24 protein-coding genes are annotated in these 24649 nt (G+C 59.9%); 12 read left to right on the top strand and 12 right to left on the bottom strand.

The annotated features are described in order from the left end of the window. The first annotated feature begins 1 nt into the window (after position 1). The 9 genes from ureG to JSY17_RS23170 all read left to right on the top strand — a co-directional run bounded on the left by ureG (position 2) and on the right by JSY17_RS23170 (position 8896). The gene (ureG, locus tag JSY17_RS23210; RefSeq protein WP_117165488.1) at positions 2-619 is read left to right on the top strand and encodes an urease accessory protein UreG; all 618 of its coding nucleotides are present in this window, start codon (positions 2-4) and stop codon (positions 617-619) included. Positions 620-645: 26 nt separating this feature from the next. Beyond that, a complete protein-coding gene (locus JSY17_RS23205; RefSeq protein WP_122369674.1) occupies positions 646-1218 on the top strand; it encodes a HupE/UreJ family protein in 573 nt (190 codons plus the stop codon). A 196-nt stretch (positions 1219-1414) separates the two neighbouring features. After that, complete coding sequence (gene pqqF, locus JSY17_RS23200) at positions 1415-3703, top strand: pyrroloquinoline quinone biosynthesis protein PqqF (protein WP_206403104.1); 2289 nt, start codon at positions 1415-1417, stop codon at positions 3701-3703. Between the two features lie 138 nt (positions 3704-3841). Beyond that, complete coding sequence (gene pqqA / locus JSY17_RS23195; RefSeq protein WP_008365141.1) at positions 3842-3913, top strand: pyrroloquinoline quinone precursor peptide PqqA; 72 nt, start codon at positions 3842-3844, stop codon at positions 3911-3913. 96 nt (positions 3914-4009) lie between these two features. Then, the gene (gene pqqB / locus JSY17_RS23190) at positions 4010-4921 is read left to right on the top strand and encodes a pyrroloquinoline quinone biosynthesis protein PqqB (RefSeq protein ID WP_117165485.1); all 912 of its coding nucleotides are present in this window, start codon (positions 4010-4012) and stop codon (positions 4919-4921) included. A gap of 8 nt (positions 4922-4929) precedes the next feature. After that, entirely contained in the window at positions 4930-5682 is a 753-nt protein-coding gene (pqqC, locus tag JSY17_RS23185) for a pyrroloquinoline-quinone synthase PqqC (protein ID WP_117185357.1), read from the top strand. Further along, positions 5679-5954 carry a pyrroloquinoline quinone biosynthesis peptide chaperone PqqD gene (pqqD, locus tag JSY17_RS23180; RefSeq protein WP_117165483.1) on the top strand — a complete coding sequence of 92 codons (276 nt, stop codon included), beginning with the start codon at positions 5679-5681 and terminating at the stop codon, positions 5952-5954. The genes pqqC and pqqD overlap by 4 nt, the downstream gene beginning before the upstream one ends. Then, positions 5947-7104 (top strand): pyrroloquinoline quinone biosynthesis protein PqqE, encoded by a 1158-nt coding sequence (pqqE, locus tag JSY17_RS23175; protein WP_232849610.1) that lies wholly within the window; start codon positions 5947-5949, stop codon positions 7102-7104. Before pqqD ends, pqqE begins: the two co-directional genes overlap by 8 nt. Beyond that, positions 7070-8896 carry a S9 family peptidase gene (locus JSY17_RS23170; protein ID WP_200978619.1) on the top strand — a complete coding sequence of 609 codons (1827 nt, stop codon included), beginning with the start codon at positions 7070-7072 and terminating at the stop codon, positions 8894-8896. Before pqqE ends, JSY17_RS23170 begins: the two co-directional genes overlap by 35 nt. A gap of 39 nt (positions 8897-8935) precedes the next feature. Here the strand turns inward: JSY17_RS23170 and JSY17_RS23165 are convergent, their stop codons facing one another. The 11 genes from JSY17_RS23165 to bioB all read right to left on the bottom strand — a co-directional run bounded on the left by JSY17_RS23165 (position 8936) and on the right by bioB (position 20099). Beyond that, positions 8936-9097, bottom strand: coding sequence for a YqaE/Pmp3 family membrane protein (locus JSY17_RS23165; RefSeq protein ID WP_038400070.1), 162 nt, complete (start codon positions 9095-9097; stop codon positions 8936-8938). Positions 9098-9418: 321 nt separating this feature from the next. Next, entirely contained in the window at positions 9419-11197 is a 1779-nt protein-coding gene (locus tag JSY17_RS23160; protein WP_117185416.1) for an acyl-CoA dehydrogenase C-terminal domain-containing protein, read from the bottom strand. A 224-nt stretch (positions 11198-11421) separates the two neighbouring features. Then, positions 11422-12720, bottom strand: a complete 1299-nt coding sequence (locus JSY17_RS23155) for a GGDEF domain-containing protein (RefSeq protein ID WP_117183393.1) — start codon at positions 12718-12720, stop codon at positions 11422-11424. 12 nt (positions 12721-12732) lie between these two features. After that, positions 12733-12897 carry a hypothetical protein gene (locus JSY17_RS23150; protein WP_183133891.1) on the bottom strand — a complete coding sequence of 55 codons (165 nt, stop codon included), beginning with the start codon at positions 12895-12897 and terminating at the stop codon, positions 12733-12735. Between the two features lie 62 nt (positions 12898-12959). Further along, positions 12960-14765: a phenylacyl-CoA dehydrogenase gene (locus JSY17_RS23145; RefSeq protein WP_117165478.1), complete on the bottom strand. Its 1806-nt coding sequence runs from the start codon at positions 14763-14765 to the stop codon at positions 12960-12962. A 322-nt stretch (positions 14766-15087) separates the two neighbouring features. Then, complete coding sequence (locus tag JSY17_RS23140; protein ID WP_206403103.1) at positions 15088-15384, bottom strand: pyrroloquinoline quinone biosynthesis protein PqqE; 297 nt, start codon at positions 15382-15384, stop codon at positions 15088-15090. 162 nt (positions 15385-15546) lie between these two features. Beyond that, positions 15547-16227 carry a dethiobiotin synthase gene (gene bioD, locus JSY17_RS23135; protein WP_122369679.1) on the bottom strand — a complete coding sequence of 227 codons (681 nt, stop codon included), beginning with the start codon at positions 16225-16227 and terminating at the stop codon, positions 15547-15549. A 31-nt stretch (positions 16228-16258) separates the two neighbouring features. Beyond that, a complete protein-coding gene (bioC, locus tag JSY17_RS23130) occupies positions 16259-17068 on the bottom strand; it encodes a malonyl-ACP O-methyltransferase BioC (protein WP_117183395.1) in 810 nt (269 codons plus the stop codon). After that, entirely contained in the window at positions 17061-17792 is a 732-nt protein-coding gene (locus JSY17_RS23125; protein WP_200978620.1) for an alpha/beta fold hydrolase, read from the bottom strand. Before JSY17_RS23125 ends, bioC begins: the two co-directional genes overlap by 8 nt. Then, positions 17785-18975, bottom strand: a complete 1191-nt coding sequence (gene bioF, locus JSY17_RS23120; RefSeq protein WP_206403102.1) for an 8-amino-7-oxononanoate synthase — start codon at positions 18973-18975, stop codon at positions 17785-17787. The genes JSY17_RS23125 and bioF overlap by 8 nt, the downstream gene beginning before the upstream one ends. A gap of 65 nt (positions 18976-19040) precedes the next feature. Next, the gene (gene bioB / locus JSY17_RS23115) at positions 19041-20099 is read right to left on the bottom strand and encodes a biotin synthase BioB (RefSeq protein WP_117184437.1); all 1059 of its coding nucleotides are present in this window, start codon (positions 20097-20099) and stop codon (positions 19041-19043) included. Between the two features lie 93 nt (positions 20100-20192). Between bioB and JSY17_RS23110 the strand changes: the two genes are divergently transcribed. The 3 genes from JSY17_RS23110 (at position 20193) to JSY17_RS23100 (ending at position 23739) form a co-directional block, all read left to right on the top strand. Next, positions 20193-20927, top strand: coding sequence for a ComF family protein (locus JSY17_RS23110; RefSeq protein ID WP_206403101.1), 735 nt, complete (start codon positions 20193-20195; stop codon positions 20925-20927). 63 nt (positions 20928-20990) lie between these two features. Beyond that, positions 20991-21755, top strand: a complete 765-nt coding sequence (locus JSY17_RS23105; RefSeq protein WP_206403100.1) for a TOBE domain-containing protein — start codon at positions 20991-20993, stop codon at positions 21753-21755. A gap of 82 nt (positions 21756-21837) precedes the next feature. Then, a complete protein-coding gene (locus JSY17_RS23100) occupies positions 21838-23739 on the top strand; it encodes a PhoX family protein (protein WP_206403115.1) in 1902 nt (633 codons plus the stop codon). Positions 23740-23807: 68 nt separating this feature from the next. Here JSY17_RS23100 and JSY17_RS23095 read toward each other — a convergent pair whose 3' ends face one another. Then, positions 23808-24641 carry a phosphodiesterase gene (locus JSY17_RS23095; protein WP_117165469.1) on the bottom strand — a complete coding sequence of 278 codons (834 nt, stop codon included), beginning with the start codon at positions 24639-24641 and terminating at the stop codon, positions 23808-23810. Between the last annotated feature and the right edge of the window lie 8 nt (positions 24642-24649).

The raw sequence follows: 24649 nt of genomic DNA, 5'->3' as shown, positions 1-24649 counted from the left end.
AATGAACAGCCAACCTCTGCGCGTCGGTATCGGTGGCCCGGTCGGTTCCGGCAAGACCGCACTGACTCTGGCTCTGTGCCTTGCCTTGCGTGAGCGCTACAACCTGGCGGTCGTGACCAACGACATCTATACCCGCGAAGATGCCGACTTTCTGGTACGCAACGAAGCCCTGGCCCCGGAACGCATCATTGGTGTGGAAACCGGCGGCTGCCCGCATACGGCAATTCGCGAAGACGCCTCCATCAACCTCGAAGCCGTTGACCAGCTCAATCGCCGCTTCGAAGGCCTGGACCTGATCCTTGTCGAGTCCGGTGGCGACAATCTTTCCGCAACCTTCAGCCCGGAGCTGTCGGACCTGACCATCTATGTGATCGACGTGTCGGCAGGCGACAAGCTGCCGCGCAAGGGCGGTCCCGGCATCTGCAAGTCCGACCTGCTGGTGATCAACAAGATCGACCTGGCACCATTAGTAGGCGCCTCTCTGGAAATGATGGATCGCGATACCCGGAAGATGCGCGGCGACAAACCGTTCGTGTTCAGCAATCAGAAAACCGGCCAGGGTCTGGAAGAGATCATTGCCATTATCGAGCGCCAGGGTCTGCTGACGATCAACGCCTGAATTCAAACCTCCAAGGAAACCTGTTCATGAATTACCAAAAAGTCCTCGGCACCCTCGCCTTGCTGCTTACCCCGACATTGGCTCTGGCGCATCCGGGCCATGGCGATAATGGCCTGATCGCGGGCCTCGGCCATCCGGTCGGTGGCCTGGATCACCTGCTGGCCATGCTTGCGGTCGGCTTGTGGGCCGCACAACAGCAAGGTGCCGCACGCTGGGCACTGCCTTGCACCTTCGTGGGCACCATGCTGATCGGTGGCCTGCTGGGCTTTGCCGGACTGGAACTGCCTGCGCTGGAAAGCGGCATCGCAGCTTCGGTACTGGCGCTGGGCCTGGCCGTTGCGCTGGCTGTCCGTCCTCCGCTGGCACTGGCTGTCGTGGCCACAGCCGTGTTTGCCATGTTCCATGGCGTGGCCCACGGTCTTGAACTGCCAGACATGTCCAGCCCATGGGCTTACGCGGCCGGTTTCGTAGCGGCGACGGCTGCATTGCATGCGGCTGGCTATGCGGTCGTGCGCGTATTGCCTCAGGCAGCTGCACCACTGGTGCGGATCGCAGGTGCTGCTTCTGCGGCAACGGGTGTCTGGTTGCTGGCGGGCTGACAGGGGTTACTTCGCATTGTTAAGTGTTGTGGTGTCTCTGGTACAGCGCTGGTAATGCTGTAGGAGGCAGCTTGCTGGCGACAACAGAAGTCGCCAGCAAGCTGCCTCCTACAATCAGAAGTGCCGTCTTCGCGAATGAATTCGCTCCTACTCTCATATCCGTTAGCATGACGACTTGTTTTCCGTGGAAACGGTCATGCCCGATATCCAGCGACTGGTGCTGCCCAATGGCTTGAACGTGGTGCTGTGTCATGCACCACGGCTCCGGCGCTGCGCGGCATCGCTTCGGGTCGCGGCCGGCAGCCATGATGTTCCCCAGGCGTGGCCGGGGCTGGCGCACTTTCTGGAGCATCTGTTTTTCCTGGGCACCGAGCGCTTCCCGGCCGACCAGAACCTCATGGCTTTCGTGCAGCGCCATGGTGGGCAGATCAATGCCAGCACCCGCGAACGGACCACAGACTTCTTCTTCGAGCTGCCACCCTCGGCATTCGCCCAAGGGCTGGAACGGCTGTGCGACATGCTCGCGCATCCACGCATGTCACTGCCCGATCAGTTGCGCGAGCGCGAGGTGCTGCATGCCGAGTTCATCGCCTGGACTCAGGATGCCAAGGCCCGCCAGCAGATCTGTCTGCTTGAGCCCATCAATCCGCAGCATCCGTTACGGGGTTTTCATGCAGGCAATCGTTACAGCCTGTCAGTGCCCAACCCGGCCTTTCAACAGGCGCTTCACGGGTTTTATCAGCACTTCTATCAAGCCGGGCAAATCACCCTCTGCCTGAGCGGTCCGCAATCGCTGGACGAATTGAAGGCACTGGCCACAGAGCATGGCGCAAGCTTCAGGGCAGCAGGCAAAGTCACACAGCAAACGCCACCGCGCCTGATCGATAAACAATCAGATCGCAAAACAGCCAATACGCACCTGCTCTTTGCCTGTGAAGGCTTGGCGGCGAATACCGAAGAGGCTGTCGCATTTTTCTGTCACTGGCTGATGGGGCCACAGGCTGGCGGGCTGGTTGCCGAACTGGTTGAGCGGGAGCTGGCCGAATCGCTCAAGGCAACGCCGCTGTATCAGTTCAATGGCCAGTTGCTGCTCGATATCGACTGCGTGGGCGCAGCGCCTGATTCGTCCGGCACCCTGGCCACGCTGTTTTTCGACTGGCTCGCTTTCTTCAAGATCCACTGGCCCGGGCTGATCGATGAATACCGTCGCCTGCAACAACGACGTCTGCAAACCTGTGGCGCCTTGGAGCTGGCACATCATTTTTGCCGCAATGCTTCCGCTGACGGCCTTCAGGCGCTGGGCGCAGTGCTCGACCAACTGAAGCCCGAAACCCTTCTCACCGCGCAGCCTGTGGATAACCCGGCCTGTGGACAAGTCGAATGGTGCCTGCCATCCGCCAATCCGCTGCTGGCGACCGAAAGCACTGACGGTTCTGAAGCCGCTTTCTTTCTGCGCTGGCAGTTACAGGCCGCACAACCCCGACTGTGGCGGATGCTAAATGGCAGCCTGCAGAACCTGATCGAACAGGCACGGCAAGCCGGTGTGGCCGTGTCTTTCAGCGCTTATGGCACTTATTGGGAGCTCGGACTGAAGGGCATTCACGAACCGATGCCCGCCATCGTCGAACACGCCCGGCAAGTGTTGCTGCATCCTGACCCTCGCCATGAGCAGGCGCTGAACGGGCCTGCGCTGATTCCGATCCGGGAATTGCTCAAGGCGCTTCCCGATCGACTTCTGAACCCTGCTGTGGAACACGGCAGCGATGATATTCAGACGGTCTGGGCCAACTCTCGGTGGATCAGCCTTGCCGTCGGTCTGCCCGAGCACAGCCTGGCGCTCATCAATGCTGCCTTGCAAGACATGCCTGGAGTGGCAGATGACGTGTCAGATGGTGCGCCTTCAGTACAACCCGGCAAGCACTGGCAGACACAGAAAACGGATTCACCGGAAGATGCCGTGCTGGTGTTCTGCAGCGCTCCCGGCCTGTCCATCGAAGATGAAGCGGCCTGGCGTCTGTTGGCGCATTTGATACAGGCTCCTTTCTATCAACGCCTGCGAGTCGAACTGCAACTGGGCTATGCCGTGTTCAGCGGTCTGAGGCAAATCGCCGGACGAACCGGGCTGCTGCTTGGCGTGCAATCGCCCACATGCAGCTCCGGGCAGATTGTCCGGCACATCGAGACATTCCTCGGGGAACTGCCGAACCTGATCAACGACGCCGACCTTAACGGCCTGCGGCAGGCACTGGCCGGGCAGTTCGATACAGCGACGATGCTCCATGAACAGACGGCAGAATTGCTGTGGCAGGCTCACCTGGCCGGGCGTGACGCGAACGGTCCGGAGCCCTTGCAGAAAGCACTGTTACATCTGGAAAAACACTCGCTACTCGCCGCCGCCGGTCAGCTGAACGATGCCAGCGCAGGATGGCTCATTCTGTCCAACCGCCCTGTTCCCGAGGCCTGGGCCGGCAACACCGGGTTGTGACAGGCATCTTTCATGAAACTCCCGACCTGCCAGATCGTTAAATTAAGTAAGATAGCTTCCTAAGCATCTGAACGTATGCGCGTGCGTACGCACTAAGATGTAGTCACCAACCGCTGCAATCATCTGAAGGAGTCTCTCATGTGGACCAAACCTGCTTACACTGATCTGCGTATCGGCTTTGAAGTCACCATGTACTTCGCAAGCCGTTGATACCCATGCGGTGCAAAGCCTCGGTTCGCCGGGGCTTTTTTTATTGGCCGGACCATTTTTATTTCAGCGTTTCAGATCACGCGGTATGGAGCTGACATGTACATCCAGATTCTAGGTTCCGCTGCCGGCGGTGGTTTCCCCCAGTGGAACTGTAATTGTGTGAACTGCGCAGGCTTTCGTGATGGCAGTCTCAACGCCAGGGCACGCACCCAATCGTCCATCGCAATTTCCGACGATGGCGTCAACTGGGTACTGTGCAACGCCTCGCCGGACATCCGGGCACAACTGCAAGGTTTCGCCCCGATGCAACCGGGACGAGCACTGCGCGATACCGGCATCAGTGCCATCGTGTTGATGGACAGCCAGATCGACCACACCACGGGACTGCTCAGCCTGCGCGAAGGTTGTCCGCATCAGGTCTGGTGTACGGATATGGTCCACGAAGACCTGAGCACTGGCTTCCCGCTGTTCGAGATGCTCAAGCACTGGAACGGCGGTCTGGTCTGGAACCGTATCGAGCTGCAAGGCAGTTTCGTCATTCCCGCCTGCCCCAACCTGCGCTTCACCCCCTTCCCGTTGCGCAGTGCGGCACCGCCCTACTCGCCGCACCGCTTCGATCCGCATCCCGGCGACAACATCGGCCTGATCGTCGAAGACCTCAGAACCGGCGGCAAACTGTTCTACGCACCCGGCCTGGGCAAGGTCGATGAGGCGCTGCTGGAAAAAATGCACGCCGCCGATTGTCTGCTGGTGGACGGAACACTGTGGGACGACGACGAAATGCAGCGCCGCGGCGTCGGCACACGCACCGGTCGGGAAATGGGCCATCTTGCCCAGAACGGCCCGGGCGGCATGCTGCAAGTGCTCGAAGGTTTCGAACAACAGCGCAAGGTACTTATCCACATCAACAACACCAACCCCATCCTCGACGAAGATTCCCCGGAGCGCGCCGAGCTGGCTCGCCGTAACGTCGAAGTGGCTTATGACGGCATGAGCATCGAACTTTAGGAGCCAAGATGAGCGAAGCTGCGCTGTCCCGCGCCGAATTTGAACAGGCACTGCGCGCCAAGGGCGCCTATTACCATATCCATCATCCGTTCCATGTGGCGATGTATGAAGGCCGGGCGACTCGCGAACAGATTCAGGGCTGGGTCGCCAACCGCTTCTACTATCAGGTGAATATCCCGCTCAAGGATGCCGCCATTCTGGCCAACTGCCCGGACCGCGAGATCCGCCGCGAGTGGATTCAGCGCCTGCTGGATCACGATGGCGCCCCCGGTGAAGATGGCGGTATCGAAGCCTGGCTGCGTCTGGGGCAGGCCGTCGGGCTGGACCCGGACCAGTTGCGCTCCCAGGAGCTGGTACTGCCGGGCGTTCGCTTCGCGGTGGATGCCTATGTGAATTTCGCCCGCCGTGCCAATTGGCAGGAAGCGGCCAGCAGCTCGCTGACCGAACTCTTCGCACCGCAGATCCACCAGTCGCGCCTGGACACCTGGCCCCAGCATTATCCGTGGATCGACCCGCAAGGCTATGAGTACTTCCGCACTCGTCTTGGCCAGGCTCGTCGCGATGTGGAACATGGATTGGCGATTACACTGGATTACTACACTACCCATGAAGGCCAGCAACGGATGCTGGAAATTCTGCAGTTCAAACTCGACATTTTGTGGAGCATGCTGGACGCCATGAGCATGGCGTACGAGTTGCACCGCCCGCCTTACCACAGCGTCACCAACAAGAACGTATGGCACAAGGGAATCAGCCTATGAGATTCGATCGACAGTTAGTCCCCACCTGGCGTCAGGGTTATCGCTTCCAGTACGAAGATGCTCAGAAGCGTTATGTGCTGCTCTATCCCGAAGGCATGATCCAGTTGAATGAAAGTGCCGGACTGATTGGCGCTCTGATAGACGGGCAACGCAATGTGGCGCAGATCATCGCATCGCTGCAGGAGCGCTTTCCGAACATTCCCGAACTGGGCACCGATGTCGAAGACTTCATGAGTGTCGCCCAGGAAAAGAGTTGGATCGACCTTGGCTGAGACAGGACAGAACGTACTCATTCCGCCAACGCCACCTGTCGGGCTGCCGCTGTGGCTGCTGGCGGAGTTGACCTATCGTTGCCCGCTGCAATGCCCGTATTGCTCGAACCCGCTGGACTTTGCCCGACAAGGCCAGGAGTTGAGCACCGAGCAGTGGTTCACGGTGATGCAGCAGGCACGCCAGATGGGCGCGGCCCAGATCGGCTTCTCCGGCGGCGAACCGCTGGTGCGTCAGGATCTGGCCGTGCTGATCGCCGAAGCCAGACGCCTGGGTTACTACACCAACCTGATCACCTCAGGGATCGGCCTGACCGAACAGAAGATCATCGATTTCAAGAAAGCGGGTCTGGACCATATCCAGATCAGCTTCCAGGCCAGCGACGAGCAGGTGAACAACATGCTCGCCGGTTCGAAAAAAGCCTTCGCCCAGAAACTGGAAATGGCGCGTGCCGTGAAAAGGCACGGCTATCCGATGGTGCTGAACTTCGTCACCCATCAGCATAACATCGACCGCATCGACCGGATCATCGAGCTGTGCCTGGCGCTGGAAGCGGACTTCGTGGAGCTGGCAACCTGTCAGTTCTATGGCTGGGCGCACCTGAACCGTGTGGGGCTGCTGCCGACCAAAGAGCAACTGGTGCGTGCAGAAGCCGTCACCAACCAGTACCGGGAAAAACTGGCGGCCGAAAAGCACCCCTGCAAGCTGATCTTCGTCACGCCGGACTACTACGAAGAACGTCCCAAGGCCTGCATGAACGGCTGGGGCAACCTGTTCCTGACCGTGACCCCGGACGGCACCGCACTGCCCTGCCATGGCGCGCGGCAATTGCCGGTCGAGTTTCCCAACGTGCGCGACCACAGCATGCAGCACATCTGGTACGACTCGTTCGGTTTCAATCGTTTCCGGGGTTACGAGTGGATGCCAGAGCCTTGTCGCTCCTGTGACGAGAAGGAAAAGGATTTCGGCGGCTGCCGCTGCCAAGCCTTCATGCTGACCGGCGATGCCGCCAATGCCGATCCGGTGTGCAGTAAATCCCCGCATCACGGCATGATTACCCAGGCCCGTGAAGACGCTGAAACAGCGACCCAAACCATCGAAGAACTGGCCTTTCGCAATGAACGAAACTCACGCCTCATCGCCAAGTCCTGAACTGTTCAGCGCCGCCCAGGCCGTAGCAGCCGGCGTCGACTTCGCCGAGCTGGCGGCCAGTCCGGCAGGCCTGTTCTGGAGCGAGTTTCGTCCACAGGATGCGGCCAGCCGGATCTGGCACTGGTCTGCAGGCCAAGTCCGTTGTCTGACGCCCGAGGGTTTCAGCGTGCGCAGCCGGGTGTACGAGTACGGCGGCGGAGCCTTCTGCATTGCCGACGAGGCCGTGGTCTTCGTCAATGAACGCGACCAACAGCTCTATCGGCAAGCGTTGCACAGCAGCACGCCCGTGCAGTTGACCCATGGCGAGCGGCGCTATGGGGCGGTGCATTTCGCTGACGGGCAGATTCTGGCAGTAGAGGAAGAACACGACATTCATCGGCTGGTGGCGATTGATCTGACTGACGGCCAGCGTCATCTGCTGGCCGAAGGCGCGGACTTCTATTCATCTCCCATCCTCAGCCCGGACAGACAGCGGCTGGCCTGGATTGAATGGCAACGCCCGCACCAACCCTGGACCTGCACACAGTTGATGTGTGCCGAACGGCTGAGCAATGGTGGCTGGTCGTCGGCACGCTGCGTGGCGGGCAGTGGCCCGGAGCAGGAATCACTGCAACAACCGCGCTTCGATGCAGAAGGAAGACTGTGCTGCCTGACGGACCGCGATGGTTTCTGGCAGCCTTGGGGTGAAACCCCTTCAGGTTTCGCGCCTTTCCCTGCCGTTGCTGCCGACCACTCGCCAGCGCCATGGCAACTGGGCGGTTGCACCTGGTTGCCGGTAGACAGCGGCTACCTGGCCAGTTGGTCGCAAGACGGCTTTGGCGTATTGGGTTTGCGTCATGTAGATGGCTCGGTAGAAGCATTCAGCGGCGATTACACCCGGTTCCGCAGCCTGGCCATTGATGAGCAGTTCATCTATTGCATCGCGGCATCGGCGGTCAGCCCTTCTGCCGTGCTGGCCATTTCCCGCAAGGACCGCACTACGCAAATATTGGCAGGAGGTGTGGCCCCCTTGCCGCCCGAGCGCATCAGCCGTCCGCAGTCGCTGTGTTACGCCAGTGGCGGTGCCGAGGCGCATGGTTATTTCTATCCGGCCATGGACGGCACCGAAAAACCGCCGCTGGTCGTATTCATCCATGGAGGTCCCACTTCGGCCTGCTATCCGGTGCTGGACCCGCGCATTCAATACTGGACCCAGCGCGGTTTCGCCGTCGCCGATCTCAACTATCGGGGCAGCACGGGCTATGGCCGTGCCTATCGACAAAGCCTTCACTTGAACTGGGGTGTCGCGGATGTGGAAGATGCCTGTGCGGTCGTGGAGCATCTGGCACAGCAAGGCCTGATCGACAAGGACCGGGCGTTCATCCGTGGAGGAAGTTCAGGCGGCTATACGACACTCTGCGCCCTGGCCTTCCACAAGGTATTCCGCGCCGGAGCGAGTCTCTATGGCGTCAGCGATCCCATAGCCCTGGGCAAGGCGACTCACAAGTTTGAAGGGGACTATCTGGACTGGCTGATTGGCGATCCGGTGGAGGATATCGAACGCTATCAGGCAAGAACGCCCGTGCTGCATGCGCAGAACATCAGCGTGCCGGTGATTTTCTTTCAGGGAGAGCTGGATGCCGTGGTAGTCCCGGAGCAGACACGCGCCATGCTCAAGGCCTTGCAGGACAACGGCATCCCGGCTCAGGCGTATTTCTATCCCGACGAACGCCATGGTTTTCGCAAGGCAGAGAACCTGGCGGATGCACTGGAGGCTGAATGGCGGTTTTATCGGGATGTGGTTCGCGAATGAGTCCGCTATGGGAGCGAATTCATTCGCTAAGGACAGAAATCACTTACGGCTGGCGATGATGTATACCGCATGCACGATGCCCGGAATATAGCCCAGCAGCGTCAGCAGGATATTCAGCCAGAAGGCCCCCGCGAAGCCGACTTGCAGGAAAACGCCCAGTGGAGGCAGCAGAATAGCGAAGATGATACGAATGATGTCCATGGGCAAGCTCCTATTGGATGACCTTTTGCAGGCCTGGTAGCTAATCGACCCTGGGCATCAACAAGGGTTCCACGCGGTCTGGCACACAGCCATTATTAAATCGCGGGCACAAAGAAAACCCCGCCTAAGCGGGGTTTTCCAGACTGTTTCCCTGATATCCCTTTCGTCCCGCCGTCCTGGCAGGTATCCCTTCGTGTCCCTGTTATGTCTTATTGCGCATCCTGCGCTACGTCCATGGATTTAGAGTAACTTTGGATCCATTTTTAGGGAAGAGGCAAAAAGCCAACACGTCATGTAAGCAAATGCTTACAGATCATGACTTCAAAATTGTGAAGCCTCCATCAGGAACAAGGATTCGCTACCCGCCCGCACACTGGCATCGAGGGAATGGATACGCGGCAGCAAACGGGCGAAGTAGAAACGCGCAGTACCCAGCTTGCTGGCATAGAACTCTTCCTGCCCTTCCTTGCCCAGCGCCGCCTTGGCCATCTTCGCCCACATGTAGGCATAGGCGGTGTAGCCGAACAGGTGCAGATACTCCACCGAAGCTGCGCCGATTTCGTTGGGGTTGGAGCGCGCACGGTCCATGACCCAGCGAGTGAGTTCATTGAGCATGTTCAGCGCGGCCCCCAGAGGCTTGGTGAACTCGGCCAGTGAGCTGTCGGATTCGCTGATGAACGCCTGCACTTCGTCGGCGAACAACTGATAGAACGCACCGTTCGATCCGACAATCTTGCGGCCCACCAGATCCAGCGCCTGGATACCGTTGGTGCCTTCGTAGATCTGGGTGATGCGCACATCGCGTACCAGTTGCTCCTGGCCCCATTCGCGGATGTAACCATGGCCGCCGAACACTTGCTGACCGTGAACCGTGGTTTCCAGGCCGATATCGGTCAGAAAGGCCTTGGCGACCGGCGTGAGCAGTGCGACCAGATCATCGGCACGCTGACGAGCCGCCTCGTCTTCGCTGAACTTGGCGATATCCAGTTGCAGGGCCACATAGCTGGAGAAGGCCCGGCCAGCTTCATTGAAGGCTTTCATCGTCAGCAGCATGCGACGCACGTCAGGGTGAACGATGATCGGGTCCGCCACCTTGTCCTTGTTCTGCGCACCGGTCGGCGCACGGCTTTGCAGGCGGTCGCGGGCATATTCCACGGCGTTCTGATAGGAGCGCACGCCGGAAGCCAGACCCTGGATACCGACCCCCAGGCGCTCGTAGTTCATCATGGTGAACATGGCCGCCAGGCCCTTGTTGGGCTCGCCGATCAGATAACCGACGGCATCGTCGAAGTTCATCACACAGGTAGCCGAAGCCTGGATACCCATCTTGTGCTCGATGGAGCCGCAACTGACGGTGTTGCGCTCGCCCAGGCTGCCGTCCTCGTTGACCATGAACTTGGGCACCAGGAACAGCGAAATGCCTTTGGGTCCTGCAGGTGCATCCGGCAGTTTGGCCAGTACCAGATGGATGATGTTCTCGGTCAGGTCGTGCTCGCCACCGGTGATAAACACCTTGCTGCCGGTGATCTTGTAGGAATTGTCTGCCTGAGGCACGGCCTTGGTGCGGATGATGCCAAGGTCGGTACCGGCATGGGCTTCGGTCAGGCACATCGAGCCGCACCAGATACCTGAGTACATGTTCGGCAGGTAGATCGCCTTGAGTTCTTCGCTCGCGTGAGTATTGATCGAGACGCAGGCACCGGTGGTCAGCATCGGATACAGCCCGAACGCCAGGCTGCCGGAGTTGAGCATTTCCTCGACCTGGGCCGACACCACCTTGGGCATGCCCATGCCACCGAAATCCGGGTTACCGCCAACGCCGACCCAGCCGCCTTCGGCGTAGGTCCGATAGGCCTCGGGGAAACCTGCCGGAGTGGTGACAACGGTATCGTTCCAGTGGCAACCCTCTTCGTCGCCGTTACGGCTGAGCGGGGCGATGGTTTTACTGCAGACCTTGCTGGCCTCTTCGAGGATCGCATCGACCGTCTCGGCGTCGACTGTTTCAGCAAGCGCGGGCAACTGAGCCCAGAGTCTGGAAACCTCGAACACTTCATTGAGGACGAAACGCATATCGCGCAACGGCGCTTTGTAGTCAGCCATGGCAAACCTCACAAGCAGGGAGCAAGAAAAAACCTGAAAGAAGATCCGGACATGCTGCATGCCTGGAATCAGGTGGCAATGAACAAGAGTCTAACCGAACAACGATTCAGAGACATAGGGTCATGGCGTGACTATAAACAAATTAAAAGTCACAAACACATCTGACAGACGAAATGACACGACGCATCCGACAGCCTGCGCCGCTCATTGTCTGTCCGTCCAGCTCAGCTTACGGCGTCAGCGGTACGTACCGCTCCGCGCTTGTTGTGCTGACCGTGGGATATGACGCAGTTACGTCCGGCCCCCTTGGCGGCGTACAGCGCCTGGTCGGCACATTTGAGAACTTCCTCGGGAGTGCGGTGCTCCGGCTGACGCTCGGCAACGCCGATACTGACCGTTACCGAAACACTGTTGGAAACAGTCGCTCCGCGCTTCTGCCGACCTTGCTGATCGTCCTTGGGGCGGCTGTCCTTGTTGCGCAGCAGGATTTCGTAATTGGCGATGCTCTCGCGAATGGCCTCCAGATGCGGCAGGCACTCTTCCAGGGTCTTGCCCGCGAAGACAATGGCGAACTCTTCACCGCCATAGCGATAGGCCTTGCCGCCACCATTGGTGATTCTCGACAGTTTGCTGGCCACCAGACGCAGCACCTGATCGCCCACATCATGACCGTGCGTGTCATTGAATTTCTTGAAGTGATCGACATCGCTCATGGCCAGCACGTAATTGCGCCCGAGGCGCTGCATGCGCTCATTGAGCGCCCGACGTCCCGGCAGCCCGGTGAGTTCGTCGCGGAACGCCATCTGATAGGCCTCATGGGCGACGGCTGCGGCAATCATCAGCATCACCTGGCTGCACATGATATTCAGGGTGAACGGCAGGATGAAGGTTTTGGGCAGCGCCCAGAAAAGTCCCAGCAAGCCAACGATCTGCGCCGCATGCAAAGGCCGTGGCTTTTCCAGGTATTGCCAGATCAACAGGCCGAACGAGCCCAGGAACATCGCATACGACAGCTGAATCAGGCTCATCCACGAGCCATGCAATGCCGGCCAGCGAATATCCGCCAGCCAGGTCTGCACGGCTTCGGGATAGCTTTGCTCAAGCCCGAACGCAACGCTGCCCACGGCAATCAGCACGGCAACCCGCGCCACCAGATCCTGAAACAGATGGGTGCGCTCTTCCCAGGCTGCATACAGCCCGAACAGCAACGGCAACAGCAGGCAGACAAGATGGAACACCACGGCCGCATCTTCGCGAACCTTGCCATGATCGCGGTAATAATCGGTCTGGGTATCGAGCAGAAAGTAGGCGATATAGACGGTGATCATCAGAAACAGCTCGCGCTGACGCCGATACACACCGCAATACGCACCGCCCAGCAACAGCACCAACGTCGGCAGCACGTTGAACAGGGAGGTGAAGAAGACGTTCAGGTCTTTGACGTAGGCAGCCGCCAGCCCTGCAAATAACAATGCTGCAGAAGGGAGAAAATGACTCAATCGTGCAGCAGATGGACGCAACAAGGGGGATATCTCCTACTCGGCATCGGAGTGAATATCTGGAGTGATGGCATTGTGCCCTTCTCCAGCGAACAATGCATACAGCAGGATTGATAGCTGGCTACTTTTCTGTAACGGCAGGAGATCGAAAAGGTTTATTGATTGCTTGAGCAAAGAAAGCGCTTTTTCAAGCTTTTTCATCAACCTACGAAAAAGCCGCCTGACCCGAAGGGCCAGACGGCTTTGAACAACGACCGGATTTATCAGTAAGCCAGGCCGAAGTCTTCCTCTTTCATGTCCATCAGGTTGCCCGCACCGGAAAGGATGGCGGCAACATGAGTACGGGTACGCGGCAGGATGCGCTGGAAGTAGAAACGCGCAGTCTGCAGCTTGGCGGTGTAGAAGGCCTGCTCGGACGTACCGGCTGCCAGCTTCTCGGCCGCCAGACGCGCCATGTCGGCCCAGAAGTAAGCCAGGCAGGCATAGCCGGAGTACATAAGGTAATCCACCGAAGCGGCACCGACTTCTTCACGATCCTTCATGGCAGCCATGCCCACTTTCATGGTCAGCTCGCCCCACTCCTTGTTCAGAGCAGCCAGCGGCGTCACGAATTCCTGGACGCTTTCGTTGCCTTCGTTGGCCTGGCAGAACTTGTGCACGATCTTGGTGAAGCCCTTGAGCGCTTCGCCCTGGGTCATCAGAACCTTGCGGCCCAGCAGGTCCAGCGCCTGGATACCGGTGGTGCCTTCGTACAGCATCGAGATACGGCTGTCGCGGACGTTCTGCTCCATGCCCCACTCGGCGATGAAACCGTGGCCACCATAGATCTGCACGCCATGGTTGGCAGCCTCGAAGCCCACTTCGGTCATGAAAGCCTTGGCAATCGGCGTCATGAACGCCAGCAGTGCGTCGGCGGCTTTCTTCTGGTCTTCGTCTTCGCTGTACTTGACGATATCGACCTGCTTGGCGGTGAAGTACACCATGGCCCGCGTACCTTCGGCGAATGCCTTCATGGTCAGCAGCATGCGGCGCACGTCAGGGTGAACGATGATCGGGTCAGCGGCCTTGTCGGGCGCTTTCGGGCCGGTCAGCGAGCGCATCTGCAGACGGTCGCGAGCGTATTTCAGGCCACCCTGGAACGCGACTTCGGCGTGCGCCAGACCTTGCAACGCAGTCCCCAGACGAGCCGTGTTCATGAAGGTGAACATGCAGTTCAGGCCCTTGTTCGGCGGACCGATCAGGAAGCCTTTGGCCGAGTCGAAGTTCATCACGCACGTGGCGTTGCCGTGGATGCCCATCTTGTGTTCGATGGAACCACAGGTCACGGCGTTGCGCTCACCGATGCTGCCGTCGGCAGCAGGCAGGAACTTGGGCACGATGAACAGCGAAATACCCTTGGTGCCCGCCGGAGCATCCGGCAGACGCGCCAGCACGATATGGACGATGTTGTCGGCCATGTCATGTTCGCCAGCGGAAATGAAAATCTTGGTGCCGGTGACCTTGTAGGAACCATCGGCCTGAGGCTCGGCCTTGGTGCGCAGCATGCCAAGGTCAGTACCGCAGTGAGGTTCGGTCAGGCACATGGTGCCGGTCCATTCGCCGGACACCAGTTTGGTCATGTAAGCCTCTTGCTGCTCAGGCGTACCGTGCTCGGAAATGGTGTTCATCGCGCCATGAGACAGGCCCGGGTACATGCCCCAGGACCAGTTGGCCTCGCCAACCATCTCGCTGACGGCCAGACCCAGAGACTCGGGCAGACCCTGACCGCCGTGATCGACGTCATGGGCCAGGCTCGGCCAGCCGCCTTCGACGAATTGCTTGTATGCCTGTTTGAAGCCGGTCGGCGTCTTCACGCCCGACTCGCTCCAGGTACAGCCTTCGGTATCGCCGACCCGATTCAGGGGAGCCAGTACCTGTTCGCAGAACTTGGCACCTTCCTCAAGAATGGCATCGACCATGTCTGGCGTTGCGTCCTGGCAAGCCGGCAGACTCTGATAGTGCGCCTCATAACCGAGCAGCTCATCACGAACGAAACGAATATCACGCAAGGGGGCCTTGTATTCAGGCATAGCGATAAACCTCTGCTGATGAATCCTGGAACGAATGACCGGGCGGTCGCCGGGAGCATACTCCCAGGCACCAGACAATCTCGTATGCCTTACGGTCAAACAGGTGTTTGAAACATACGTTTACGCCTAAATCTTGTCAATAGCGCTTCACACACCGTTTGTCATCGATGCAGTACAGACCGCGCACGCAAAGGCATACAGCGCCGAGAAAACGATACTGTGAGTCTAGGTGAGGGAAAAGAGGTTGAGCAGGCGATACAGGCTGCTGATAAGGGGAAATTCAGAAAATGACGCCGTGCACGGAAGGCACGGCGCGGGGAGATCAGGCGTAAGTGTCGATCAGTGTACCCAGCGCTTCATCGCTGGCTTTCTGTGCGGCCAGACCCGCCTGGATCTGTTCTTTGCCAACCGCCAGCTCAACGATGTTGGCAGGCAGATCGGAACGCTGACTGCGGTCGACCGAGCGCAGGTTCTCGAGCTGGAAATCAGAAGACTGGCTTCTGCCGGAAATTTCGATATTGGTGCTGGCGATCTGGGTGGCCGCCTGATCGACACGCTCCTGCCCAACCTGAATCGCGCTCAGGCCTGGATAGAGAGTATTGTTCATGGTGATTTGCATAAGCCGGTCCTCAGTTCAAATAGCGAACAGGTGCTATTGAACCAGTAAATGCAGCGGAATACTCGACAAAAAGACTAATGGCACATAGCCGGATAATAGGTTATGCCTTGAGCCGGGCAAAAGCGCCTTGTGTATCAGCGACATAGTGAATGTGTTTCAAAATCAGTCGAGCAGTTCCAGATGCAGGTGTTCCGCAACGGCTTCTGCACTCGCTTTCTTGAGACGCGGTACACGCCCGATGCAAGGCGCTGGCAGACGCTCGGACAGGGTCGCAAGGTTTTCTTCCAGCCGCGAGGTCTTGGGATCGACGATGTTGGCAACCCAGCCCGCCAGTTGCAGCCCGTCCTGAGCGATGGCTTCGGCAGTCAGCAGCGCATGATTGATACAGCCCAGGCGCACACCTACCACCAGAATGACCGGCAACCCCAGGCCCATGGCCAGGTCGGAAAGATTGCTCTGATCCGCCAGCGGAACACGCCAGCCACCCGCTCCCTCAATCAAAGTGAAATCGGCGTTTCGCTCCAGCAAGCGACGCATGGGCTGCTGCAGGGCATTGACCGTCAGCGACACACCGGCTTCCCGCGCCGCCAGATGCGGCGCGATGGCGGGCTCGAAGGTAAACGGGTTGATGTCGTCGTAGCCAAGCTCCAGCGAACACTCGGCCTGCAAGGCCAGGGCATCGGCATTGCGCAGCCCTTGGGGAGTGATGGCACTGCCGGAAGCGACAGGCTTGCCTGCCGCCGTACTCAGTCCGGAAAGTCGGGCAGCATGCAACAGACCCGCGGCGACAGTGGTCTTCCCCGCATCCGTATCGGTTCCAGTGATGAAATACGCAACACTCATCTCGGCATCCTTCCCTTGTCTCGCAAGCCCATCAGTTTTTTTCCAGTACCCCGTAGACCACTTGATAAGTCGCGGGCAACCCTGGTGCCTGACGGAACCTTTCGTAAGCCTCGACCAGACCGCGAATCCGCGCCCTCCCCGTCAGACCGCCGGGACGTCCGGGATTGAGATTGTGTGCACCCAGGGCCTTGAGCTCATGGGTCAGGCTGCGCACATCCGGGTAATACAACACATGGGGCCGAACCTCAAGACTGCGCACCCGCAAACCACTGGCAGCACACAACTGCCGATAGTCATCCCGCTCGCGGAAGCGATTGACGTGTACCAGACCATCGACGCTCTGCCAGCTTTCCCGCAATTCCTGAAGTGTGCCGACACACAGACTGGAAAACGCAAAGACACCGCCGGGCTGCAGGACGCGACTGGCTTCAGCGAGCACGGCAGCAAAGTCTGCACACCATTGCACCGCGAGACTGGAGAAAACCAGTTCACAACTGTGCGCCTGCAACGGCATGCGCTCGGCATCGCCTGCCACGAAATAACGTGCACCGCCCAGTGGGCGAGCATGACGCAACATGCCTTGGGCGATATCCAGTGCAACGCCTTCGCCTTGCGGGAAAGCCTGCCCCAGCACGCGGCTGAAATAACCCGTGCCGCATCCCAGATCCAGCCAGCGCGAGGGGTTCAGCGTTTCAGGCAGGCGAGCGAACAGTTCATGACCGACAGCCCGCTGCAAATCGGCCACGCTGTCGTAGCTGCCGGCAGCACGGGAAAACGATTCGGCCACCTGACGCTTGTCAGGCAGGCTGCCCGGTAATTTGACATGGGAAAGATCAGTCATCGCCCGACTCATGCAAGAAAGCCTGGATCGCCGCAGCCACTCCGTGGGGGTTTTCCAGGATGAAGGCATGGCTGGCCTGTTCAATCAGACCAACTTCAATATCCGGCAACAAGGCCAGCAGATCGCCCGCAGCCTCGGCCGGCACGAACGCATCGTGCCCCGCGAACAGATGCAATTGCGGACCACGATAAGTCTGCAGGGCACTGCGGGTATCGAGTTGCCCCAGGACTTTCAGGCCATCGACCAGCGTATGGGTCGACGTCTGGGGCGCACCGGCCTTGAGCAGCCGTGACAGGCCGCGCGGGTCTTCAGCGCCCTGGGTACATAGCAGACTGAAGCGTTTCAAGGTGGCATCGGAATCCGCAGAGCAACCGGCCAGAAAAGCCGAAAATTCGCCCTCCGCCATCGCATTGGGCCACGCACCACGGGTCACGAAACTGGCATTGCTGGCCAGCGTCAGCAGTCCGCAGCAATCGTCGCCGCGTCGCGCCGCCAGTTCAGCAGCCAGCATGCCGCCCAGCGACCAGCCGCCCAGCCAGACACCGCTCGGGATGTTGGCGTCCAGTTCGTCGAGCCATTCCTGAACGTCGCAGCTGTCGATATCCGGCAAAGGCTCGATCTCGACCCGCAGATGCTCGTCCAGCCCGCGCAACGCGGCCGCCAGAGGTTCAAGTGGCGAGACACCAAGGCCCCAACCGGGTAGCAGGATCAAACGATCACGCATGCTCGGACTCCATCGATTCACTTGCGCCCAGCAGCGGGTAACACTGCTCCAGTGCATTCAACAATAGCTGCACTTGCTCGGCACTGTGCGCGGCAGACAGCGTCACCCGCAAACGGGCGCTGCCAGCAGGCACGGTCGGTGGACGAATCGCCGTGACCAGCAAGCCCCGCTCGCGCAGCATCTGCGAGAGACGCAAGGCACGGTCGGAATCGCCAATAACGATCGGCTGGATCGGCGTGAAGCTGTCCATCAGTTGCAGACCGAGCTGCTCGGCGCCACGGCGAAACTGCTGGATCAAGCGCCCCAGATGCTCGCGACGCCAGTGTTCGGTACGCAGCAGCTCCAGGCTCTTGAGGGTGGCGCAGGCCAGCGCGGGCGGCTGGCTGGTTGTATAGATGTAGGGCCGGGCGAACTGGATCAGGGTTTCGATCAGTTCCTCGCTACCCGCCACAAAGGCACCCGACGTGCCGAACGACTTGCCCAGCGTGCCGACCAGCACCGGCACCTCTTCGATGCCCAGCCCGAAATGCTCAACGATACCGGCCCCGTTGGCCCCCAGCGGTCCGAAGCCATGGGCGTCGTCCACCATCAGCCAGGCGCCTCTGGCTTTCGCGGCCTGCGCCAGCGCGGGCAGGTCGGCGATATCGCCATCCATGCTGAAAACGCCATCGGTCACCACCAGCGTATCGCCGACGGCTTTTTCCAGCCGGGCACGGAGGCTGGCCACGTCGTTGTGCAGATAACGGGAAAAGCGCGCACCGCTGAGCAGGCCGGCATCCAGCAATGACGCATGATTGAGGCGGTCTTCCAGCACCGTATCGCCCTGCCCCACCAGCGCCGTGACGGCACCGAGGTTGGCCATGTAGCCATTGGAAAACAGCAGCGCTCGCGGGCGGCCGGTCAGTTCGGCCAGGGCTTCTTCCAGTTCGTGATGCGGGCCGCTGTGGCCGATCACCAGATGCGATGCTCCACCACCCACGCCCCAGCGCGCAGCCCCCGCCTGCCAGGCGGCGATCACCTCGGGATGATTGGCCAGGCCCAGGTAATCGTTGTTGCAGAAAGCTACGAACGCTTGGCCATCGACCGTTACCTGCGGACCTTGCGGGCTTTGCAGCAGCGGGCGCTGGCGGTAGAGGTGTTCGGCGCGACGAGCCTCAAGGCGCGTGCGGAGATCGAAAGACATGCAAGCCCCGGTCTTCGAAAAGAGGATTCAAACCGGGCCGCTCGCAAACGGCCCGGTCACGAGGATCAGGCAGACGCTGCGTCGTAGAACATGGCACTGCTCTTCTGCTCGACCAGCGCCTGCTCGATGGCCGCCTGATGCACTTCATCGGCATGCTCTTCGCGGGCTTCGGGCTTGATACCCAGGCGCGAGAACAACAGCATGTCCTTGTCGGCCTGCGGGTTGGCGGTGGTCAGCAGCTTCTCGCCGTAGAAGATCGAGTTGGCACCGGCGAAGAACGCCAGAGCCTGCATCTGCTCGTTCATCGCCTCGCGACCGGCCGACAGACGAACATGGGACTGCGGCATCAGAATCCGGGCTACGGCCAGCATGCGGATAAAGTCGAACGGATCGACTTCTTCGGCATTCTCCAGCGGCGTACCCGCGACCTTCACCAGCATGTTGATCGGCACCGATTCCGGGTGCTCTGGCAGGTTGGCCAACTGGATCAGCAGCCCGGCGCGGTCATCCAGAGATTCGCCCATGCCCAGAATCCCGCCCGAACAGATCTTCATCCCGGCATCGCGCACATACGCCAGCGTTTGCAGGCGTTCGCTGTAGGTGCGGGTGGTGATGATGTTGCCGTAGAACTCCGGCGAGGTGTCCAGGTTGTGGTTGTAGTAATCCAGACCGGCCTGGGCCAGCGCCTCGGTCTGATCCTGATCCAGACGCCCCAGGGTCATGCAGGTTTCCAGGCCCATGGCTTTGACGCCTTTGACCATTTCCAGCACATAAGGCATGTCCTTTGCCGATGGATGCTTCCAGGCAGCGCCCATGCAGAACCGGGTCGAACCGATGGCCTTGGCCCGAGCGGCCTCTTCCAGAACCTTCTGCACTTCCAGCAGCTTTTCCTTTTCGAGACCGGTGTTGTAATGACCGGATTGCGGACAGTACTTGCAGTCTTCGGGGCAGGCGCCGGTCTTGATCGATAGCAGGGTGGAAACCTGAACGCGGTTGGCGTCGAAGTGAGCGCGGTGCACGGTCTGCGCCTGAAACAGCAGGTCATTGAATGGCTGTAAAAACAGCGCCTTGACCTCGGCTAAAGTCCAGTCGTGACGCAGAGTGGCGGTGGTGCTGGCGCTCATCGGGCGGCTCCTTGGTTTTATTCAGGGCAGTGCGCCAAGGCGAGGAAAGCCCACAAGCGCTACACGGATGTTCGGCATATTTAAGGAAGAGCCATGCCCTGTCAACCCGATTGCAAACACGAGGTTTACATCTGGTTAAAAAACAAACAAACCTGTTTATTGTGCGATGAACACAGCGATGGTCCTCTTCCCGTTTGCGTGGCTTGTGAAACCGAATTGCCCTGGCTTGGCGATCACTGTCTGCAATGCGCCCTGCCGCTTCCGGCCCATGGACTGAGTTGCGGCCAATGCCTCAAACGGCCTCCAGCCTTCACGGAGGTCATCGCGCCCTGGCTGTACGACTTTCCGGTGGACAGCCTGATCACGCGCTTCAAACACCAGAGCCAATGGCCCATGGGCCGCTTGCTGGCGGAGCTGGCCGGGCAATTTCTGCAACACCGCTTCGACGAGGGCCTGACTCGGCCCGATTGTCTGTTGCCGGTTCCTCTGGCCACCCGGCGTCTGCGCCAGCGCGGCTACAACCAGGCAGGCATGCTGGCCGCCTGGCTGGGCAAAACCCTGAATCTGCCCGTGGACGATCGCCAGTTACTGAGGGTTCGCGAGACAGCGGCCCAGCAAGACCTGGATGCGAAAAGCCGCAAACACAATCTGAACGGTGCCTTCAAGGTGGTCGATGCAGCCTGGGTGCAAGGCAGGCATCTGGCCCTGGTCGATGATGTACTGACCACCGGCTCCACAGCCGATGTGATTGCCCGCACGTTGCTCAGGAGCGGGGCGCGGCGGGTGGATGTCTATTGCCTGGCCAGAACGCCCAGGCCGGAGGACTGATCCGCTTCTGGACCCCGACTTGCCTTACACTCCCCCTTCCCATCAGCCACACACCCAGTCGCCATGCCCTTACCGACTCTGCTGACGCAACACATGGTCCGCCGCCCACAGCGCATCGAGTTGCTGCAACACATCGCCGAACAAGGCTCGATCACACGGGCCGCCAAGAGCGCGGGCCTGAGTTACAAGGCGACCTGGGATGCCATCGATGAACTGAACAATCTGGCGCAAAAACCTCTGGTCGAGCGCAGTGTCGGCGGGCGTGGTGGGGGCGGTGCAAAACTGTCTGCCGAAGGTGAGCGTGTGCTGCGTCTCTATCAGCGATTGCAGGCACTTCAGGCCCAGGTGCTGGAAGCGACCGAAGAAAGCACAGACCTTGATCTGCTCAGCCGCCTGACCCTGCGCACCAGCGCTCGCAACCAGTTGCTTGGCCGCATCGTGAGCATTACGCGGCATGGGCACAACGACCATATTCGTCTGCGAATGGCCGACGAGGTATTCATCGAAGCGCAGATCACCCATGACAGCACCCAGCGTCTGGATCTGCAGATCGATACCGATGTCGTAGCCCTTATCAAGGCGGGCTGGCTTGAGCTGTACCCTCCCGAGCACCGAGAAACAAATGGAAACAATTGCCTGTTCGGGCTGATCGACAGCATTCTCGAAGCCGAGGACGGCCCCTGCGAAGTGCGCATCAATCTGCCCGGAGGCCAGACGCTGTGCGCCTTGACGCCCTCCGGGCAGCTTCGGGCCCATGGGCTGGAAACAGGCAGTCGGGTACAGGTGCGTTTCGCCCCGTCACAGGTCTTGCTGGGCACGCCTTTGTAAGCGGCTGTGTCGTCATTCCTGCGACACAATTTCGTCATATACGGCAATTATCGTGGCTGCCACCTCTGTGGGAGCCGTGATGATGAAACTATTAGAAGAAAATCAATCCACCGACCTCGAAAAGATGGTCGGCCTCACTCGCCGTGGATTCATCAGCGCAGGCGCCCTGTGCGGTGCAGCGATGTTTCTGGGCGGCAACCTGCTGACTCGCAGCGCACTGGCCAGCAGCGTCAGCGCCGCATCGAGCAAACTGCTGGGCTTTGAAAGCATCCCGGTCTCGACCGCCGACACCATCAGCCTGCCGCCGGGCTACAAATCCTCGGTTCTCATCAGTTGGGGCCAGCCCTTGCAGGCAGGCGGTCCGGCCTTCGACCCGAGCGGCAAAGGTACTGCCAAAGCGCAGGAAGTACAGTTCGGTGACAACAACGACGGCATGAGCCTGTTCCCGATGCCCGGTCACAAGGATCGGGCACTGATGGCGATCAACAACGAATACACCAACTACCGCTACCTCTTCGATCACGGCAAGGAGCCGCAATCGGCCGAAGAAGTACAGAAGGCATTGGCTGCCGAAGGCGTATCGGTCATCGAAGTCCAGAACAGGAACGGCCAGTGGCAGTTCGTGCAGGACTCCAGGTACAACCGCCGTATTCATGGCAACACGCCTATCGACCTGAGCGGCCCGGCTGCCGGTCATGAATGGCTCAAGACCGATGCCGACAAGACGGGCCGACATGCCCTGGGCACATTCCAGAACTGCGCCAATGGCAAGACGCCGTGGGGCACTTACCTGACCTGCGAAGAAAACTTCACCGACTGTTTCGGCAGCAGCAACCCGGAACAGAAATTCGATGCAGGCCTCAAGCGCTACGGCGTCGTGGCTGCCAGCAAGGACATCAACTGGCACCAGCACGACCCGCGCTTCGACGTCGCCAAAAACCCCAACGAGGTCAACCGTCATGGCTGGGTGGTCGAGATCGATCCGTTCGATCCGAAATCCACACCGGTCAAACGCACCGCGCTGGGCCGCTTCAAGCATGAAAACGCCGCACTGGCCGAAACCAAGGGCGGTCGTGTCGTGGTGTACATGGGCGACGACGAACGTGGCGAGTTCATCTACAAATTCATCAGCCGCGACAAGATCGATCACCAGGACCCCAAGGCCAACCGCACTCTGCTGGACCACGGCACACTGTATGTGGCGCAGTTCGATGGTGGCGACAACAACCCGGACCGCCCGAAAGGCAAGGGCCAGTGGATCGAGTTGACCCATGGCAAGAACGGTCTGGATGCCGCAGCCGGTTTCAACAATCAGGCCGAAGTGCTGATTCATGCACGTCTGGCCGCCAGCGTGGTGAAAGCCACACGCATGGACCGCCCGGAATGGATCGTGGTCAGCCCGAAAGACGGCCAGGTCTATTGCACCCTCACCAACAACGCCAAGCGCGGCGATGACGGCCAGCCGGTTGGCGGCCCGAACCCGAGGGCCAAGAACCAGTACGGGCAGATCCTGCGCTGGAAAGAAGCCGGCGATAATGCCTCGGCCATGGAGTTCGAGTGGGATCTGTTCGTGGTCGCGGGCAACCCGGTGGTGCATGCCGGTACGCCGCAAGGCGGGTCGAGCAACGTCAATGCCGGGAACATGTTCAACAGCCCGGACGGCCTGAGCTTCGACGAAGCCGGTCGCCTGTGGATACAGACCGACGGCGACTCCAGTAACAAGGGCGACTTCGCCGGCATGGGCAATAACCAGATGCTCTGCGCCGACCCCGACAGCGGCGAGATCCGTCGCTTTATGGTCGGACCGATCGGTTGCGAAGTCACCGGCATCAGCTTCGCGCCGGACTACAAGACCCTGTTTGTCGGCATTCAACACCCCGGCGAAAACGGCGGCTCCACCTTCCCCGAGCACCTGCCCAACGGCAAGCCCCGCTCTTCGGTGATGGTGATTACCCGGGAAGATGGCGGCATCATCGGCGCCTGATACATATCAGCCGTGGGAGGCGGCTTGCCGGCGACAGCCAGTGAGTCCGCCTCCACATCCCCTGTCGATCAATCGATCAACCCATTGGCATCATAAAACGGGTACGGCCCGTCATAATCGCCGAACACCGCGTTATGGGTCATCAGACCGTCTTGCGGATGCCAGCGATGCAGCAGGTAGCCGGCAGGCTCCAGGTTGAAATGCGCCGGGGCACTCTCTGCAAGATCGAGCACGATCTGGTGTGAAGTACCGGGGCAAACGCACACCATACTGCCGCCAAACCGGCGCTGCATAGGCCGGTGCAGATGTCCGCAGAGCACCCGCTCAACTTGCGGATGCAACGCAATCATCTCTTCCAGCGCGGCCGCATTGCCAAAAGGCTGCTGGTCCATATGGCCGATACCGCTGATAAAAGGCGGATGGTGCAGGATCAGAATCGTCGGCACATCGGGTCGACGCGAGAGTTGCCTGTGCAACCAGTCGATCTGCCCATAATCCAGCCGCCCGCCATGTTCGCCCACGATAGTGGAATCCATGCCGATCAAACGTACCGGATACTGTTCGACCACCCAGTCCAGTGGCGCATCTGCGGACAAGGGCAGATACAGGTGGTCGGCAAAAGCCGCCAGCAGATGCTCACGATCGTCATGGTTGCCAGGCACCAGATAGAACGGCATATGCAGACGCTCCAGCTCGGGCTTGAGCACGGCGTATTCGTCGGCGCGGCCAAAATCCACCAGATCACCACTGACGACCACAATATCGGGGCGGGGTTGGCTGGCATTGATATGTTCGACCGCTCGACGCAGCGCGCCCAGCGTATCGACGACACCATAGGTCAGGCGCCCACCGGCCTTGAGGTGCAGGTCGCTGATTTGAGCAATAAGAAAAGGACGATTCACAATGTTCT

Source organism: Pseudomonas capsici (genome assembly GCF_017165765.1).
In the GTDB taxonomy this organism is placed as follows: domain Bacteria; phylum Pseudomonadota; class Gammaproteobacteria; order Pseudomonadales; family Pseudomonadaceae; genus Aquipseudomonas; species Aquipseudomonas capsici.
This window is presented reverse-complemented; position numbering and strand designations above follow the sequence as displayed.